This is a genomic window from Rhodococcus sp. SG20037 (genome assembly GCF_031763325.1).
In the GTDB taxonomy this organism is placed as follows: Bacteria; Actinomycetota; Actinomycetes; order Mycobacteriales; family Mycobacteriaceae; genus Rhodococcus_F; species Rhodococcus_F qingshengii.
This window is the reverse complement of record NZ_CP134497.1, coordinates 2,925,888-2,944,569: the sequence shown is the minus strand read 5'-3', so window position 1 is coordinate 2,944,569 and position 18,682 is coordinate 2,925,888. Positions and strand designations below refer to the sequence as shown.

At 63.7% G+C, this 18,682-nt stretch carries 13 protein-coding genes; 9 read left to right on the top strand and 4 right to left on the bottom strand.

Annotated features, from left to right (window positions below; translation table 11 throughout):
* The first annotated feature begins 118 nt into the window (after positions 1-118).
* The 5 genes from RHP72_RS13665 to RHP72_RS13645 all read left to right on the top strand — a co-directional run bounded on the left by RHP72_RS13665 (position 119) and on the right by RHP72_RS13645 (position 6,965).
* Positions 119-709 carry a DUF3000 domain-containing protein gene (locus RHP72_RS13665; RefSeq protein ID WP_003942604.1) on the top strand — a complete coding sequence of 197 codons (591 nt, stop codon included), beginning with the start codon at positions 119-121 and terminating at the stop codon, positions 707-709.
* Between the two features lie 60 nt (positions 710-769).
* A complete protein-coding gene (locus tag RHP72_RS13660) occupies positions 770-2,176 on the top strand; it encodes a wax ester/triacylglycerol synthase family O-acyltransferase (RefSeq protein ID WP_003942594.1) in 1,407 nt (468 codons plus the stop codon).
* 11 nt (positions 2,177-2,187) lie between these two features.
* On the top strand, positions 2,188-3,477 hold the full coding sequence (locus RHP72_RS13655) for a ribonuclease D (protein ID WP_311094779.1): 1,290 nt from the start codon (positions 2,188-2,190) through the stop codon (positions 3,475-3,477).
* 161 nt (positions 3,478-3,638) lie between these two features.
* Positions 3,639-4,859 carry a thiolase family protein gene (locus RHP72_RS13650; RefSeq protein WP_003942598.1) on the top strand — a complete coding sequence of 407 codons (1,221 nt, stop codon included), beginning with the start codon at positions 3,639-3,641 and terminating at the stop codon, positions 4,857-4,859.
* Complete coding sequence (locus tag RHP72_RS13645; protein ID WP_007732875.1) at positions 4,860-6,965, top strand: 3-hydroxyacyl-CoA dehydrogenase NAD-binding domain-containing protein; 2,106 nt, start codon at positions 4,860-4,862, stop codon at positions 6,963-6,965.
* Between the two features lie 65 nt (positions 6,966-7,030).
* Here RHP72_RS13645 and RHP72_RS13640 read toward each other — a convergent pair whose 3' ends face one another.
* Together RHP72_RS13640 and RHP72_RS13635 are read right to left on the bottom strand one after the other, a co-directional pair.
* Positions 7,031-8,602: a GMC oxidoreductase gene (locus RHP72_RS13640; protein ID WP_311094778.1), complete on the bottom strand. Its 1,572-nt coding sequence runs from the start codon at positions 8,600-8,602 to the stop codon at positions 7,031-7,033.
* 102 nt (positions 8,603-8,704) lie between these two features.
* Complete coding sequence (locus RHP72_RS13635; protein ID WP_042920005.1) at positions 8,705-9,256, bottom strand: TetR/AcrR family transcriptional regulator; 552 nt, start codon at positions 9,254-9,256, stop codon at positions 8,705-8,707.
* A gap of 124 nt (positions 9,257-9,380) precedes the next feature.
* Between RHP72_RS13635 and RHP72_RS13630 the strand changes: the two genes are divergently transcribed.
* Both RHP72_RS13630 and RHP72_RS13625 read left to right on the top strand, forming a co-directional pair.
* Entirely contained in the window at positions 9,381-10,397 is a 1,017-nt protein-coding gene (locus RHP72_RS13630) for an iron-siderophore ABC transporter substrate-binding protein (RefSeq protein WP_311094777.1), read from the top strand.
* A gap of 350 nt (positions 10,398-10,747) precedes the next feature.
* Positions 10,748-12,190 (top strand): sugar porter family MFS transporter, encoded by a 1,443-nt coding sequence (locus RHP72_RS13625; protein WP_007732869.1) that lies wholly within the window; start codon positions 10,748-10,750, stop codon positions 12,188-12,190.
* An 88-nt stretch (positions 12,191-12,278) separates the two neighbouring features.
* Here the strand turns inward: RHP72_RS13625 and dxs are convergent, their stop codons facing one another.
* Positions 12,279-14,225: a 1-deoxy-D-xylulose-5-phosphate synthase gene (gene dxs, locus RHP72_RS13620; RefSeq protein WP_311094776.1), complete on the bottom strand. Its 1,947-nt coding sequence runs from the start codon at positions 14,223-14,225 to the stop codon at positions 12,279-12,281.
* Positions 14,226-14,477: 252 nt separating this feature from the next.
* Between dxs and glsA the strand changes: the two genes are divergently transcribed.
* Both glsA and RHP72_RS13610 read left to right on the top strand, forming a co-directional pair.
* Positions 14,478-16,304, top strand: coding sequence for a glutaminase A (gene glsA, locus RHP72_RS13615; protein ID WP_311094775.1), 1,827 nt, complete (start codon positions 14,478-14,480; stop codon positions 16,302-16,304).
* Positions 16,305-16,313: 9 nt separating this feature from the next.
* Positions 16,314-16,979 (top strand): SIMPL domain-containing protein, encoded by a 666-nt coding sequence (locus RHP72_RS13610; RefSeq protein WP_311094774.1) that lies wholly within the window; start codon positions 16,314-16,316, stop codon positions 16,977-16,979.
* A gap of 51 nt (positions 16,980-17,030) precedes the next feature.
* On the opposite strand, the gene RHP72_RS13605 is transcribed toward RHP72_RS13610, so the two are convergent.
* A complete protein-coding gene (locus tag RHP72_RS13605) occupies positions 17,031-18,677 on the bottom strand; it encodes an MDR family MFS transporter (protein WP_311094773.1) in 1,647 nt (548 codons plus the stop codon).
* Positions 18,678-18,682: the final 5 nt, after the last annotated feature.

The window sequence follows — 18,682 nt, the reverse complement described above, 5'->3', positions numbered from 1 at the left end:
CACGTCCCACACTCGGGATCGGACACCCGAGCGGTTCGTGAGCGGCCACACACCCGAGCCACACTCGGTCGGCGCGCCTCCACCTCCCCGCCCGCATCCCCGACTAACGTCCTGACCTGTGACGACATCCGGATCGACAGCCGACCCGGCCGAGTTCCGTGCCGCCGTGGAGGCGATGACCGCTGCGCGGGTTCGGCCCGAGATAGAGGTCGGCCCCATCCGCCCGCCGCAGCGTCTCGCTCCGTACAGCCACGCGGTGGGGGCCGAGGTTCTCCACCCGGACTCCGACGTCGTGGCCGAGCAGTCCGAAGGTGACGCTTTCGGCCGCCTGATCCTGTTGTTCGATCCGGACGGCGACGAGGCGTGGAACGGCACCATGCGGTTGGTGGCGTATATCCAGGCCGATCTCGACGAAGCCGTCGCCGCGGATCCACTACTTCCCGAAGTAGCCTGGAGTTGGCTGGTGGACGCTTTGGAGGCCGGACCGGAACCTTTTGTGGCCCTGGGCGGTACGGTCACAGCTACAACTTCCGTGCGGTACGGCGACATCGCCGGGCCTCCGCGAGCCCATCAACTGGAGTTGCGAGCGTCCTGGACTGCAACTTCGTCCGAATTGGCTCACCACGTCGAGGCTTTCTGCGAGGTTCTCGCGTACGCGGCGGGGCTTCCGCCTGCCGGGATAACTACGCTGTCGCGGCAGAACGACTGACTCTGTCACTCGTTTGAGCATTCCCCCGGAAAAATACTAGAACCCGTTCTAGAATGAGTCATGCAACGTCTCAGCGGACTCGACGCGACCTTCCTCTACTTGGAAACACCGACCCAGCTATTGCACGTTTGTGGACTTGTCCTGCTCGACCCCACGACCATCCCGGGCGGCTACGACTACCGGAAGCTGCTTCGCGAGTTGGACTCGCGAATGGCCACCATGCCGACCTTCCGGCGCAAACTCAAAGATTCCCGTCTCAATCTCGACTACCCCGTGTGGGTCGACGATCACGATTTCGACATCGAGCGGCACTGCCATCGGACCGCGGTACCTGCTCCCGGCACACACGCGGAACTGGCAGAGCTCGCCGGACACATCGCGAGCCAACCGCTGGATCGTTCCCGACCGCTGTGGGAGATGTGGGTGATCGAGGGACTTGCCGACGGACAGATCGCCGTCATGTCGAAGATCCATCACAGCGCTGCCGACGGTGTCACCGGCGCGAACATCCTGGCTCAGCTGTGCAGTCTCGAACCGGATTCCCCGGCGCTCGTGGATCCCACCGCACAGGGTGCGGGCGACGCGGGAACGCTGGACATCGCCATCGGCGGACTCATGGCCGTCATCGCCCGACCCGCAAGAATTGCCCGTCTGGTCCCCGGCGGAATCGCCATGCTCCCGAAGTGGGTGACGCGTGCACGAAAGGGTGAAGCGATGCCTGCTCCGTTCACCGCGCCGCGGACCTCGTTCAACGGCGCGATCACCGGTCACCGCAACGTCGCGTTCAGCCAACTCGATCTCGCGAAGGTCAAAGCCGTCAAGGACCGTCACGGGGTCAAGGTCAACGACGTGGTTCTCGCGCTCTGCGCCGGGGCACTGCGTAAGTATCTGGAGGACCGGGACGAGCTGCCGGAGGATTCCCTCGTCGCCATGGTGCCGGTGTCGGTCCACGGCAAATCCGATCGTCCGGGCACGAACCAGATCTCGGGCATGTTCACGCAACTCGGCACCCAGATCGCCGATCCGGTCGAACGCCTGCACGCAATCAGCGATTACAACGCCACCTCGAAGAATCACAACGAGGCTCTGGGCGCGAACATGCTCCAGGACTGGTCGCAGTTCGCTTCGCCGGCGGTGTTCGGCGCCGCCATGCGCGTGTACTCGTCGCTCAAACTCGCCGAGCGTCACCCCGTCGTGTCCAACCTGGTCGTGTCGAATGTGCCTGGACCGCCGGTCCCGCTCTACTTCCTCGGTGCCCAGATCAAGGGAATGTTCCCGCTCGGCCCGATCTTTCACGGAGCAGGTCTCAACGTGACGGTGATGTCTCTCGACGGAAAACTCGACGTCGGCATCGTCAGTTGCTCCGATCTGGCACCCGAATTGGACCAGCTCGCGCAAGGTTTCGGAGCCGCACTCGACGAACTGTTCGACGCTGAGGTGACAACCCCGGCCCCGACTGCGACGTAGAGTCAGTGACCATGTCCGAAGTCACCGATGATGCAACCGAGCCCACCTCCGACGTAGTTCCGCTGCTCGTTCCGCGTGACGGAGTTCCGGACGTCATCACCACTGCCGCCGGTGTCGCCGACGCCGCGGCCGCGCTGGCCTCCGGCCACGGCCCGCTCGCCGTGGACGCCGAGCGCGCATCCGGATTCCGCTATTCGGCACGGGCGTACCTGATCCAGCTTCGACGCGAAGGAGCAGGATCGTTCCTTCTCGACCCGATTCCGACAGCGCAAGACCTGCAGCCGTTGGCCGAGGTGATCAACCCGTTGCAATGGGTGCTGCACTCTGCCGATCAGGATCTCCCCGGCCTCGCCGAACTGGGCCTGACGCCGGCCGAGCTGTTCGACACCGAACTGGCCGGACGACTGGCCGGGTTCGAGCGAGTCGGACTCGCCGCGATCGTGGAACGAACCCTGCGAGTGGAACTTCGCAAGGGTCACGGGGCTGCGGACTGGTCGACACGTCCGCTGCCGGACGCCTGGTTGAACTACGCCGCCCTCGACGTCGAAGTGCTTCTCGAACTGCGCGACGCAATGGAAGCCGAACTCGAATCCCAAGGCAAGCTCGAGTGGGCGAAGGAAGAGTTCGAGTACATCCGTCTGGCCGGCCCGCCCAAGCCCAAACCGGACCGCTGGCGTCGTACGTCGCACATCACCTCACTCAAGACCACCCGTCAGTTGGCGGCAGTACGGGCGCTGTGGCAGGCGCGCGAGGATCTCGCACGCAAGCGCGACGTGTCCCCGAGTCGGGTTCTTCCTGACTCCGCGATCATCGATGCCGCTCTCAAAGATCCTCGGTCGTTGGACACGCTCCGCTCGCTTCCCGTCTTCGGCGGACCACGTCAACGCCGTTATTCGCGTATCTGGATGGATGCACTGGAAGCCGCGCGCAAGCTCCCCGACAGCGAGCTTCCGCCGAAAACCCCGCCCATCGTCGGGCCGCCCGCTGCCGGTCGCTGGGCCCGCCAGGATCCAGCGGCGGCTGATCGGTTGACCGCGGCGCGCGCAGCACTGTCGGACCTGAGCAAAGAGGTTTCGGTGCCCGTGGAGAATCTGCTCCAACCCGACCTGGTCAGGCGCCTGTGCTGGGACTGGAAACTGGAACCCGACTCGGACATCGCCGAAGTCGAGAGTGCGATCGAGACCAAGCTCACTTCCGGTGGCGCACGTGGCTGGCAACGCACTTTGACCGTTCCCGTCCTCGCCGAGGCACTGAACTCCGTGGTCCCGGCCAAGCCCGAAGTGGAAGAGCCGGAATCCTGACCTGACCCCGGTGTGAGGTTGGAGCAATTCGGCACGTTAAGTTACCGGTCAGTAATGGGCAGTAGTACGCTCGATACGAGGCCGGACGCCTGGCCGTGATCGCCGAACCAACGTCTCACCGCCCTTCGGTGCGGTGGGCAGCTCCATCAGGAGGAATTCGCGTGGCTCCATCCACAAACAACCAACGCAACGTCGTCTTCGTCGACGGCATTCGCACCCCGTTCGGCAAGGCCGGCCCGAAAGGCATGTACGCCGACACGCGCGCAGACGATCTCGTCGTCAAGGCGATTCGTGAGCTGCTTCGCCGTAACCCGCAGCTCGATCCCGCACGGATCGACGAAGTTGCCGTCGCAGCCACCACGCAGACCGGCGACCAGGGCCTGACCATCGGCCGCACCGCTGCGATCCTCGCCGGTCTCCCCGAAACCGTTCCAGGATTCGCCATCGACCGCATGTGTGCCGGCGCGATGACCGCCGTCACCACGACCGCGTCGGGCATCGGCTTCGGCCAGTACGACGTCGTGATCGCCGGTGGCGTCGAGCACATGGGTCACCACCCGATGGGTGAGGGCGCAGACCCCAACCCGCGTTTCCTCGCCGACCGCCTGGTCGACCCGAGCGCCCTCGTGATGGGTAACACCGCCGAGAACCTGCACGACCGGTTCCCGACCATCACCAAGGACCGCACGGACGCCTACGCCGTCAACAGCCAGAACAAGTACGACGCTGCCAAGAAGGCCGGCTTCATCGCCGACACCCTGGTCCCCGTCGCCACCCGCAGTTCCGCGGGCTGGGGTCTGGCCACCGAAGACGAGCCGCCGCGCCCCGGAACCACCGTCGAAGATCTCGCGAAGCTCAAGACGCCGTTCCGCCCGGCCGGACGCATCACCGCCGGTAACGCAGCCGGACTCAACGATGGTGCCACCGCAGCACTGCTCGCCGGTGAGGACACCGCAGCCGAGCTCGGCCTGCCGGTCGGCATGCGCATGGTGGGCTTCGCCTACCAGGGCGTCGACCCCGCCGTCATGGGCATCGGCCCGGTTCCCGCCACCGAGAAGCTGCTGGCACGCACCGGCCTGAAGATCGAGGACATCGGACTCTTCGAGATCAACGAGGCGTTCGCCGTTCAGGTCCTCGCGTTCCTCGAGCACTACGGAATCGCCGACGACGACCCGCGCGTCAACCAGTGGGGCGGCGCCATCGCGTGTGGCCACCCCCTCGCTTCCTCGGGCGTTCGCCTGATGACGCAGCTCTCCCGCCAGTTCGCGACGCGTCCCGACGTGCGCTACGGCTTGACCACCATGTGCATCGGCCTCGGCATGGGCGGCACCGTCATCTGGGAGAACCCGAACCACGCTGACTACCAGGCAGGAGTTAACTAAATGTCTGATATTGCAACAGCATTCGCCGACGAGGTCGTGACGAACGCCTACACGAAGATCATCTCGGTCCCCGGCATCGAGGGCCCGTTTGCACTGATCACCCTCGACAACGGCTTCGACCACACCAAGCCGTCGTCCTTCGGTCCCGGCGGACTCGCAGCATTCGACGCCGCCCTCGACGAAGCCTTTGCCGCCAACCCGGTTGCCATCGCCGTCACCGGCAAGCCGTTCATCTTCGCCGCCGGCGCGGATCTCAAGGGTGTTCCCGCGATCACCTCTCGTGAGCAGGGACTCGAGCTGGGCCGCTTGGGTCACAAGGTGTTCCGACGCCTGCGTGAGTCGTCCGTTCCCACGTTCGCCTTCATCAACGGTGTCGCTCTGGGCGGCGGCCTCGAGGTCGGACTGCACAGCCACTACCGCACGGTTGCCGCCAATGCGGGCGCACTGGGTCTTCCGGAAGCATTCCTCGGTCTGGTCCCCGGTTGGGGCGGAACCCAGTTGCTCCCCAACCTCGTCGGCCCGTCGAACGCCGTCACCGTGGTGATCGAGAACTCGCTGAACCAGAACAAGGTGCTCTCCCCCAAGAAGGCACTCGAACTCGGCGTCGTCGACGTCGTTCTCGATTCCGCCGACTTCATCGAGCAGTCCCTCGCCTGGGCGTCGCAGGTCCTCGCCGGCACAGTGACCCCCGCTCGCCCCGAGATCGATCGTGGCCAGGGCTGGGACGACGCGATCGCTCGTGCGAAGGCGATCGTCGACGGCAAGACCAAGGGCAACGCTCCCGGCGCCGTCAAGGCCGTCGAGTTACTCGAACTGGCTCGCAGCACCGACATCACCGATGCCGCCTCGCTCGACAAGGGCTTCGCGGCCGAGGACGAGGCTCTTGCCGACCTCCTCCTGACGGACGAACTCCGCGCAGGTCTGTACGCCTTCGATCTGGTGAACAAGCGCGCCAAGCGTCCCGCCGGAGCACCCGACCGCTCGCTCGCTCGTAAGGTCAGCGGCGTCGGCATCGTCGGCGCCGGCCTCATGGCCAGCCAGCTCGCGCTGCTCTTCGTCCGCCAGCTCAAGGTGCCGGTCATCCTGACCGACATCGACCAGGAACGCATCGACAAGGGTGTCGGCTACGTCCACACCGAAATCGAGAAGCTCCAGGGCAAGGGGCGCCTATCCCCCGACGCTGCGAACCGCCTCAAGGCGCTCGTCTCCGGTTCCCTCGACAAGGCCGCGTTCGCCAAGACCGACTTCGTCATCGAAGCCGTCTTCGAGAACATGGACGTCAAGAAGAAGGTCTTCGCGGAACTCGAGCAGTTCATCGCTCCCGAAACCATCCTCGCCACCAACACCTCTTCGCTCTCCATCACGGAGATGGCGTCCGGCCTCGAACATCCCGAGCGTGTGGTCGGCTTCCACTTCTTCAACCCGGTGGCCGTTCTCCCCCTCCTCGAGATCATCAAGGGCAGCAAGACCGATGATGCCACTCTCGCAACGGCTTTCGCCACCGCGAAGTCGCTGAAGAAGTCCGCCGTCCTCTGCGGCGACAAAGCCGGCTTCGTCTTCAACCGCCTCGTCACCCGCACCTTGGGTGAGGTCATGTCCGCCGTCGACGAAGGCACCCCCTTCGACGTCGCAGACAATGCCATCGCCGAACTCGGCATGCCCATGTCGCCGTTCACCTTGCTGGCCCTCGTCGGACCCGCAGTGGCACTGCACACCGGTGAGACCCTGCAGGAGTCGTACCCGGACCGGTTCAAGAGCTCACCCGGACTCGAAGCACTCGTCGAGGCCCGCAAGCCCGGCGTGTGGACCTGGGGCGAGAACGGTCAGGCCGTCGACCCCGAGGTCGCCGCACTGTGGCCGCAGGGTGACAAGGTGTCAACTTCGGAAGAGGTCCTCGAGCGCACACGTCGTGCATTTGCCGAGGAAATTCAGATCATGCTCGACGAGGGCGTCGTAGCGGCAGCCGAGGACATCGACCTCTGCCTGCTGCTCGGCGGCGGATTCGGATTCTGGAACGGCGGCATCACGCCGTACCTGGACCGGACCGGTACCTCCGAGGCCGTCAACGGCAAGCGCTTCCTCGCGCCCGGTGTTGCCAGCGTCTGAGTCAGTCGATCGACCCGTCACGGACGGCGTGCCCTCGGGTACGCCGTCCGTGACGTTCTGCAGGCTCAGAAGAGTGTTCCCACATCGTCTTTCACGATGTTCTCGAGCGCACGCTCCGCGACGGCGGCGATGGTCATCGACGGATTGCACGCAGCGGAGTTTCCCGGCAGCAGAGCGCCGTCGAGCACGTACAACCCCCGCTGGCCCAGAATCCGCCCATCGAGATCGCACACCGAGTTCATGCAGGCACCGCCGAGGGGATGCCACGTGGACGGCAGTATCGCGTTCGTGTCGGTGAGCAGTCCTCCTGCCGCGATCTGCTGGGCCGCAGGTCCGATGTGGCCTTGCTGGATCGCCGAATCCCCGTCCTTCGGCCAACGGAGCACCGCCTCACCCCGCGCCGAGTCGTACACGAACCGACCTCGGTCGCGGCTCACACCGAATCCGACCATCACCGTGCTGTGAGCGTCGAACGCAACGGGCGGGAACGACGCCTGAATGACGGTGAACGCGTTATGCGGGTCGTCCCAGTTCCGGCTGCCGTAGACGACCGGCCCGCCCTGCGTCGCACCGAAGTTCTCGGCGAGATCCGACCAGATGTAGATCCGATCGGCATTGGTCCCCCACCCTGCGCCGAGCTCGTCCGGCAGATCCGTGATCCGCCCCGTCGCCGCGGCGCGGACCAGGAGTTTGGTGGTGTTCATGCTGCCGGCAGCCATGACGAGCGCATCCGTCGTCAAGATCTTGTTCTCGAGAATCTTGCCGGAAATGTCGGTCCGGTCCACGTACACGCGCCACCGTCCGTCGGCAGCCCGCTCGACATCGGTGACCTGGTGCAGAGTCTCCACATTCACCAATCCGGTCGCTTCCGCAGCCGCAATGTAGGTGACATCCACCGAATGCTTGCCACCGTTGTTGACACCGAGCGCGCCGTCACCGTTGGTGTAAGACGGCTTCATCTCACCCCTCAGTTCGGCCAACGCGAAGTTCCAGTCGATCGGCATCGGAATCTTCGACACGGGTAGACCGGAACGCGTTGCGTTACGCGCGAATACACGTGCCGCCTCGTAGTTCGGGCTGGAAATCAGTTCGTCTGGTGCAGTTTCCACTTGCAGCATCCGCGCCACCCGCGGGTAATGGACGCGGTCCATTCGTGCGTAATCGAGCTCCTCCGGAAAGTGCGTGTTGAAGACCACTTCTTCCGGTTGCAGCGTCATCCCTTGGTACACAAGCGATCCGCCGCCCACACCGGCTGCGCAGATCGCGGTCATGTTCTCACCGGTCACCGTCTCCAACAAACCCGCGTATGGCTCGAAGATCGCCGGCCTGCCGAACAGAGTCGGGTTGGACTGATGCCAGAGGATGCGCTTGTCCGGACTGGCTGGGTGCGGAAAAGTTTCGGCATTCGGCCCGGTCTGCCACCGAATCCCTCTCTCCAGCAAAGTGACCGGAACCCCCGCCTCGGCCAGGCGAAGTGCCGTCACCCCGCCGCCGAACCCCGATCCGATAACCACGGCACGGTGCACTTCACGTGTCAGCGGAATCCCTGTTGCAGCCCTGGCCGTGCGTGGCGCCATCATCGCGACTCCCACGGCGGCCGTACCGGCCAAGAATGATCTACGTTTCACTCCGGACATGACTGGTGCTCCCTCGAAGAATGTCGCCAGAGAATTCCGGGCACGCCAAAACTAGACACTCTGACGCTCGAGTGTCAAGGTTTTGGCGGAGCAGGCAAGGAACTACGAGGTCGACCGGATTGCGGGCCCGAGCCACCTCGAGAGAAAGGCCCGCAAGGAGTCGTCGGAATGTACGAGGTCACTGTCGAATGCAACAACCGAAAGCCCCAGTCGCACGGCAATTTCCACTATCTCATCCAACTCCGCCTCGGTGGCGAGGCCACGTTCGACCATAGGGGTGAGCATCTGACCAGCGAAAGGTATTGCTCGACTCATCATTTCGAGATCGAAGACAGGGTTTCCCCGCTCAGCGAGGAGCAGAGTCGCGAGCACCGGGTGAGCACGCACGGCAGTTCGCGCGGCAACGATGAATTCGACGACGTATTCACACGCCGTGTCGACCGACTCCACCTGTGCCGTGATCTCCCCGAGAACCTCGACAGCGAGACCGCCCATCGCCTGGGAGACGACCTCTTCACGTGTGCCGAAAATCGAGTACACCGTCTGGCGCGAGACACCGGCCGCGGTGGCAACTGCGGCAATGTTCACAGCCTCGAATCCGCCACCTTCGATCAGTCCGAGGGCGGCACCGAGAATCTTCTGCTGTGATCGCACGAGGAAAGTATTGCCCACCGAAACGGTGCACTGAGAAACGCGGTCCAGATCCGACTCCCACCTGCATAAACGGCACAATCGGTTTCGTTTGGCTGCCGAAATTCAGTAGGTTAGGCTGCCCTTCATGAAAACTTCTGTTCGGGGCTTCACTGCCCTCGGTGCGGCTGCAATCGCGGTCACCGCACTTGTCTCGTGCTCCTCGGATTCAGGCACATCCACGCCATCCCAAGGTACGGACGGATTCCCCGTCAGCATCGAGAACACCTTCGGCACCACGACCATCGACTCGAAGCCCGAGCGCCTCGTCACCCTCGGATGGAACGCGCAGGACATCCTGTACGCACTCGATCTGACTCCGGTCGGACAGCCCAAGTACACCTACGGCGCGGACGACAACGGCGTCATGCCCTGGGCGCAGGACTACTTCGACGCGGACAAGACAACGCTCTTCGACATGCCGGCCAGCGGAGAACCGCCGATCGAGTCCATCGCGTCGTTGACCCCCGACGCCATCCTCGCGCCGTACGAGGGCTTCGAGGAATCCGTCTACAACCAACTGAGCAAGATCGCACCGACGGCCGCCTACCCCGGCGCGGCCTGGCAGACATCCTGGCAGGACCAGACCCGCATCGTCGGCAAGGCAGTCGGCAAGAGCGAAGAGGCCGACCAGCTCGTCGACGGCCTCGACGCGACTCTCGCCGATACCGCCACAGCCCACCCGGAGTTCGCCGGAAAGACATTGGCAGTGGTCAACTTCGACACCGATTCGAGCAACATCAACGTCTATCTGCCCACTGATCCGCGGGTCCAGGTGCTGACCGAACTCGGGTTCGTCAACGCACCGGGCGTCGAGAAGCTCGCCGCGGACAATGCAGGTGGATCGTTCTTCAAGACGATCTCCTACGAGAACATCGCCGACATCGACGCCGATGTGATTGTCGGCTTCACCGACGGCTCCGGTGATCCGTCCGGCATACCCGCAGTCGGTGGACTCGGCGCGGTCAAGCGCGGATCTACCGCCTTCCTCAGCGACACCCGCGTCATCGGCGGACTGAGCAACGTCAACGTCCTCAGCACGCCGTGGGTCCTCGGCCAGATCACACCGACGTTGAGCGAAGCCGCAAAGCGCGCCTCCGCCTAGAAACGAGATTTTCCCGACAACCCTCTCCGGCGTGATCCGTATCGAACGGCTCGCCGGAGAGGCGGGTGACCCGGAAATTCATGGCGAAGGATCTCGAAGACATCGCAGCAAAAGCCGAGCATCTCTCGGGCGAGTAAAGCGCCCTCACCTGCACTTACCATATTGTTTGCATACTAACTGCAATCAATACGACATCACTGTGTCAAGCTGATTCGCTGCGGGAATGGACTCAGCTGGGTAACGGCGCGTGAGTCCCCGCCAAATCTGCCCCGGTGGGCGTAGCGTGCAGAGTGCTCGCGGATGGATCGGCGCATCGGGGTGTCGACCGTAGGGCCTTTGAGGGGGCAGGAATGGCATTCAGCGGAACCGCCTCCGGCGGAGGATCAGGCGCTACTCGCGCCGACGTCGGACATGCAGTGCTCTTCGCCGGCGCCGCCGCGCTCGGCGGTTTTCTGTTCGGATACGACACCGCCGTCATCAACGGGGCGGTCGGTGCGATCCGAGACAAGTACGACATCGGCGCCTCGGGCACCGGGCTCACGGTCTCACTGACTCTGCTCGGCGCAGCACTCGGCGCCTGGATCGCAGGCACACTCGCCGACCGACTCGGCCGCATCCGCGTCATGCAGATAGCCGCGGTGTTGTTCATCATCGGCGCCGTAGGCTCCGCAATTCCGTTCAGCGTCTACGACCTCACGTTCTGGCGCGTGGTCGGCGGCCTGGCAGTCGGTTTCGCGTCAGTCATCGCCCCGGCCTATATCGCGGAGATCTCCCCCGCCGCGATTCGCGGACGTCTCGGCTCGATGTACCAACTGGCGATCGTTCTCGGAATCGCCGTGTCGCAGTTGGTCAATTACGCCCTCCAGGCCGCGGCCGGTGGTGATCGCAATCAGATCGCAGGCCTCGAAGCCTGGCAGTGGATGCTGATGCTCGAGGCGGTTCCCGCAGTCCTGTACCTGATCATGACAACCACGATTCCCGAATCTCCACGGTTCCTCGTGGCGCAGGGCAAGGACGATCGTGCTCGCAAGATCATCTCCGATCTCGAAGGTGGAGATCACGACGCCGTCACCGAACGCATGAACGAGATCCGCGAATCTCTGACGGAGAAGCAAGCCAAGACCACAGTCCGCCAACTCTTCTCGAAGCGGCTCGGGGTCTCCCATCTGGTGTGGGTCGGTATTGCACTCGCCGCATTGCAGCAGTTGGTCGGTATCAACGTGATCTTCTACTACTCGAGCACCCTCTGGCAGGCGGTCGGATTCGGCGCCGACCGGTCCCTGCTGATCAGCGTCGTGAGCGCCTTGGTCAACATCGTCGGTACGTTCGTCGCCATCGCCGTCATCGACCGGGTCGGTCGAAAGCCGTTGTTGCTGGTCGGTTCCGCCGGTATGGCCATCTCACTGGGCACCGCAGCGTTCTGTTTCCATTCGGCAACAGTGACCAAGAACGAGATCGGCGAATCTGTGGCCACGCTGACCGGAGCCAATGCCACTATCGCTCTTATCGGGGCGAACGCATTCGTGTTCTTCTTCGCTCTGTCCTGGGGCCCGGTCGTCTGGGTGTTGATCTCCGAAATGTTCCCCAACCGCGTGCGTGCTGCAGCAGTCGGAATTGCGACCGCCACCAACTGGGTCGCGAACTTCCTGGTGTCCTGGACGTTCCCGGCACTGGCCGATTGGAATCTGTCGTACACCTACGCCGGCTACGCCGTCATGGCAGTGTTGTCGCTGTTCGTCGTCCTGCGATTCGTGAAGGAAACGCGAGGCAGCACACTCGAATCCGTCCAGTAGCGAGATCTCACGGTTTCACACCGAAAAGCGGTGGCCCTCGGATTGGTCCGAGGGCCACCGCTTTTCGAGATTATCGTGAGACGAGCCGTCAGCCTTGCGCGACTTCGCCCTGAGCCGAAGCCGAGGACGCGTCTTCCTGGACGTGGACGCCGACGCTGCCCATCCCCGCCACCCAGCCGGTGATCTTGCGAGAGAGGTCCTGAGCCGTGAGTCCGAGTTCCTTGTGGATGGCTTCGCGGCTGGCGTGATCGAGGAACTGCTGGGGAACGCCCATGTCGCGGCACGACGTGTGCACTCCGGCGGCACGCATCGCGGCCGAGACCGTCGAACCGATGCCGCCGTGCAGACCGCCGTCTTCGATGGTGACCACAAGGGCGTACTTGTCCGCCATCTTCACCAGCGAATCCGCGACCGGCAGAACCCATCGCGGATCGACGACGGCAACCGAGATGCCCTGCTTGTCGAGCCGCTCGGCAATCTCGAGCGCCAAGGATGCAAACGGGCCCACCGCGACGAGGAGCACGTCGCCGCGCTCACTCTCGCTGGCCTTGAGGACGTCGACCATTCCGTCGAGTCGCTTCACTGCCGGAATCGCTTCGGGTACAGCGCCCTTCGGGAACCGTACGACCGTTGGGCCGTCGTCGACGAGAAGCGCCTCGTCCAGTTCTTCCCGCAGTGTGTCTGCATCACGCGGTGCCGCGACGCGAATCCCCGGGATGATTCCGAGCAGCGAAAGATCCCAGACGCCGTTGTGGCTGGCGCCGTCGACTCCGGTGACCCCGGCGCGGTCGAGCACGACTGTCACCGGTTGTTTGAGCAGTGCGACGTCCATCAACAACTGGTCGAAAGCCCGATTGAGGAAGGTCGAGTAGATAGCTACGACGGGGTGAAGTCCGCCCAGTGCAAGACCGGCGGCCGAGGTCATCGCATGCTGCTCGGCGATACCGACGTCGAAGATCCGATCGGGGAACTTTTCACCGAAGGCCGCAAGGCCGGTGGGCCCGGCCATCGCAGCGGTGATGGCGACGATGTCCTCACGACGTGAAGCCTGCTCGATCAATGCGGCCGAGAAGACCGACGTCCAGTCCGGCGAGGACGACTTGGTGCCGCGACCGGTGACGGGATCGATGACGCCGGTGGCATGCATCTGGTCGGCCACGTCGTTCTCGGCGTGTGCGTAACCGTTGCCCTTACGCGTGACGGCATGGACGATGACCGGTCCGCCGTAGGCCTTTGCCCGGCGCAATGCCGATTCCATGGCGGCTTCGTCGTGTCCGTCCACCGGTCCGAGATACTTGATACCCAGATCGGTGAACATGACCTGAGGGCTGACCGCGTCTTTGAGACCCGCCTTCATTCCGTGCAGGACGGAGTACGCGGTGCGCCCCACCCAGGGCAGTCTCTTGACCATGCGTCGGCCACTGTCGAGGGCGCGCTCGTAACTCGGCGCAGTGCGCAGTGCCGAGAGATGGTCGGCGAGTCCGCCGATGGTCGGTGCGTACGAGCGACCGTTGTCGTTGACGACGATCACCACCGAACGGTCCTTGCCTGCCGCGATGTTGTTGAGAGCTTCCCAACACATTCCGCCGGTCAGCGCGCCGTCACCGACGACGGCAACTACGTGGCGATTCTGACCCGTCAGCGCGAAGGCCTTCGCGAGGCCGTCGGCATAGGACAACGCGGCGGAAGCGTGAGAGGACTCGACCCAGTCGTGTTCGCTCTCGGCGCGGCACGGATACCCGGACAGTCCACCCTGCTTACGCAGAGTGTCGAACTGATCCTGACGACCGGTGAGGATCTTGTGTACATAGGCCTGATGGCCCGTGTCGAAGATGATCGCGTCCTGCGGCGAGTCGAAAATTCGGTGCAGTGCGAGGGTCAACTCCACGACGCCCAAGTTGGGCCCGAGGTGACCACCGGTCGCAGCGACCTTCAGCACGAGGAACTCACGAATCTCGTCGGCCAACTCCGTCATCTCGGCGTGGCTCAACTGACGTAGATCGTCAGGACCCTGAATGCGGGCAAGAACACCCAACGAGATCGCTCCCTCCGTGCTTCACAGCTGCACCGGTGCGCGCCGCGGCTGTCTTCGCGACAGTGCTGCCAGTCTACGGAGCGTTCCGGCGAACCGACACGCGGACTCGGCCCGATTCCGGTGTGACTTCGCGTAACAGCGAAATCCCGCGGATCGCTCGTGATCGCAATCACAGACAAATGGGATCCGTCGCGATCGACTCGGCAACTCTTCTTCCACAAAACGACCGCCATGTCAGCTTAAGGTCGACGTATGGGAACTGTGGTCGACGACCTGATAACGCGAGTGTTCGACGAAGTCCGATCACTCGACGAAGGCGAGTTGGCCGACTACATCCCCGAACTCGCGGCGGTCGCCCCCGATTCGTTCGGAATCTGCATCGCCACCGTAGACGGTTACGTCTACGAGATCGGTGACTCGCGAATCCCGTTCACCATTCAGTCGATCTCGAAGCCCTTCACCTACGCCTTGGCTCTCGCCGATCGAGGAAGCGAGGCGGTTGCCGCGAAAATCGACGTCGAACCATCCGGCGAGCCGTTCAACGAAATCAGCCTCGACCCGCTCACCGAACGGCCACGAAACCCCATGATCAATGCCGGGGCGATCACCGCTGCATCACTGGTTGCCGGACCGAATCCCGAGGCCCGCTTCGAGCGCATCCGCTCGGCGTACTCGCGATACGCAGGCCGCGAGCTGACCTTCAACGAAGCCGTCTACACCTCCGAGGCCCGCACCGGTCACCGCAACCGTGCGATCGGCCACATGCTGCGATCCTTCGACGTCATCACCGGCAATCCCGACGAGGCCGTCGACCTGTACTTCCGTCAGTGTTCGATCGACGTGACCTGCCGTGATCTGAGTCTGATGGCTGCGACGATGGCGAACAACGGCATCAATCCGCTCACCCACGAGCGTGCGCTGGCACCCGCAGGCGTCGAACAGGTCCTCAGTGTCATGGCAACCTGCGGGATGTACGACGGCGCCGGCAAGTGGCTGGTGGAGGTCGGATTGCCGGCCAAGAGCGGCGTCGGCGGCGGAGTGCTGGCGGTTCTGCCGGGCCAGATCGGCATCGCCGTGTACTCCCCCAGGCTCGACGTTCACGGCAACAGTGTTCGCGGAGTTGCGTCTGCCCGCGCGCTGTCGAAGGAACTCGAACTGCACTTCCTCCACGTGACGCGGGCGTCACGCTCGTCGATCCGGGCCAGATACAGCGTCATCGAAGCACCGTCGCGAGTACGACGCACCCCGACCGAACAAGCCGTGCTCGACGACGTCGGCAAGCGCAGCCGGGTCTACGAACTGCACGGCGATCTCCTCTTCACCGGTGCCGAATCGGCGGTCCGCGAAATCGGCTCGGTGGACGAGGGCCTCGAAGTTGTCGTCATCGACGTCCGCCGCGTCGACGACGCCAGCGACGTCGCGGTGCGCATGATCACTGCACTGCAGGTTCAACTGGCCGAGCAGGCTTGTGCGGTGGCCGTCGTCGATCCGCAAGGACTGCTGGGACAACGAAGTTCGAGCATCGACCCCGCCAGAAGAAGTGGTCGGGTTTTTGCGGATCTCGATTCCGCCATGCAGTGGTGCGAAGACACGCTGCTTGCGGTGCATTGTGAGGCCGATCGGCAGGCGTCGACGATCTCGATCGAGAACCACCCAGTTCTCGATGCTCTGTCTGCGGCGCAGATCGAGGGATTCTCCGCAGAGTTGGAGACGCGAACCTATGCCCGCGGCGAGAAGATCGCCCGCCGAGGCGAAGCGGCCTCGGGGTTCTATCTGATTCTCAGCGGCCAGGTCAGCACCATGTTCACCGATGCTCATGGGGTCGAGCACCGCATCACGACGCTCTCGGCCGGAATGACGTTCGGCGAGATGACGATGTTTCTCGACACTCCATTTCTCAATGACATCCGCGCCGATTCCACGGTCACCGTCGCTGTCCTGACTCCGGAACGATATGCAGAACTGACCGCACAGGCACCCGAGTTGAAACTTGCGCTTCTCGAACGACTGGCGGCGGGCGCCTACGAGCAATTGGACCTGATGTTGCGGAGTGTCATATCCGCCGGACGAATCGGATAGGAACCACACGTGCCCACCACCGCCTTCACCTCGGAACCGTCCACTGTCACGGTGACCGGAACCGCCACTGCAACAGCTGTTCCCGACATCGTGCGATTGACGATCGGAGTATCGGTGACACAGACGGCCGTTTCCGACGCATTCGACGCCGTCGCGCGTCTGTCCACTGCGCTGACCGAGACCCTGCACGCGCGCGGTGTGCGCGGAGCGGACCTCACCACCGCCGGGCTGAGCGTCCATCCGCAGACTCAGTGGAGCGACGGAGGCCGCCAGGAGACAACAGGATTCACGGCATCGACAACTTTCCGAGTCGTACTGCGAGAGCTGGAGCCGGAAGCGGCGAACTCCCCCGCTGCCGTCATCGCGGCATGTGTATCGGTGGGTGGCGACGCGATTCGGCTCGACGGACTGGAGTTCGATCTCGACGACCGCAGCGATCTGGCGACAAAAGCACGCGAATTGGCCTGGACGGCAGCCGAATCGAAGGCCAGACAGTTCGCAGACCTGGCAGACAAAGATCTGGTCGAAGTCCTCGAGGTGCTCGAGGACTTCGACCAGATAGTGCCGATGCGCGGACGTGTCGCGGCCATGAAAGCGGATTCGGCCCCGATAGCCGTCGAACGCGGAGAGATCGAAGAATCGATCTCGGTCCGCGTTCGATGGGCTATGGCGTGACAACAGTAGTTCAGAAGACGCTGCCGGCAGTAGACCAGCCGGGCATGCGGATCAGCGAGTGAGGTTCTTCTCTTCGTTCTTCTCTTCGCGCTCTTCTTCGTACTTCTGCTCGGCGTCGGGGGTTGCCATGTCGATGGTGGTGCGCAACGGACGGTTCGGGATGAAGATGACCGACACGAGCGTGACCACGGCGACGACGGCTGCGACCAGGAAGATCCGTCCTGTTGCGTCGCCGTAGGCGAACCGAACGATCTGCGAGACGAAGTCAGGCATATTGCTCAGGTCGAGGCCGTCCTGGAGGCTCTTTCCAGCTACTGCCTGCTGCTCGGGCGGCAAGGTGGAGACCGAATCGACTGTCAGTGTCTTGACGCGGGTCGCAAGAATCGAACCGAGCACCGACACGCCGATCGCGCCGCCGAAGGTGCGGAAGAACGCCACGATACTGCTGGCCGCGCCGATGTTCTCGACGCTGACCGTGTTCTGCACGGCGAGAACGATGTTCTGCATCAGCATGCCGGTACCGAGACCCACGATGGCGATGAAGATTCCGATGGTCCAGAGGCTGGTTGCGTGGTCGATCGTCGACAGCAGCCCGAAACCGACCAGCAGCAGAACTGCGCCGGCGACGATGAAGGGCTTCCACTGACCGAACTTGGTGATCAGCTGGCCCGAGCCGACCGAGGCGACGAGCATGCCTGCGACCATCGGAATGGTGAGCAATCCGGCTTCGGTGGGATCGAATCCGCGTGCGGTCTGGAAGTACTGCGTCAGGAACGTCGTCGCGCCGAAGAGGCCGACACCAACTGCGATCGAGGCGATGATCGCGAGAGCCGTTGTGCGCTCGGTGATGATCTTGATCGGCAGGATCGGATCCTTGACCTTGGATTCGACGAACATCGTCAGGCCGAGCAGGGCCAGACCACCGATGACGAAGAAGGCCGACTCCTTCGAGAACCAGGCGTAGTAGTCGTCCTGACCGGCAAACGACACCCAGATCAGTAGGACGCTGACACCGGCGGTGAGCAAGGTGGCGCCCATCCAGTCGATGGAGACGTTGTCCTTCTTCACGGTCTCGACGTGCAGTGTGCGCTGAAGCAGGAACAGTGCGATGACTGCCAACGGAACGCACACGTAGAAGCACCAGCGCCAGCCGGCAGTGTCCACGAGGACGCCGCCGAGGATCGGTCCACCGGACATCGAGACGGCCATGGCCGCACCCATGTATCCGGAGTAGCGACCGCGATCTCGCGGCGGGATGATCGTGCCGATGATGGCTACGACGAGAGCGGTCAGACCGCCCATACCGATGCCCTGGATGACACGCGCACCGAGCAGCAACGGAACGTTGTGCGCCGCGCCGGCGATGACCGAGCCGATCACAAAGATGACGATCGCGGTCTGGACCAGGACCTTCTTGTTGTAGAGGTCGGCAAGCTTGCCCCAGATCGGCGTCGACGCCGCGGTGGCGAGCAACGCTGTCGTGATGATCCAGGCGTACTGCGTCTGAGTTCCGTGCAGTTCACCGATGATCGTGGGAAGCGCTGTGGAAACGATGGTGCTGCTGAGCAGCGCGGTGAACAGCGCTGCGATGAGTCCGGTGAGTGCTTCGAGAATTTCGCGGTGAGTCATCGCGCCCGCTTCGCGAGCCGATCCGTCACCTCCGGTACTTGCCCGGGTTTCTCCTACTGTTGCTGCCATGTGCC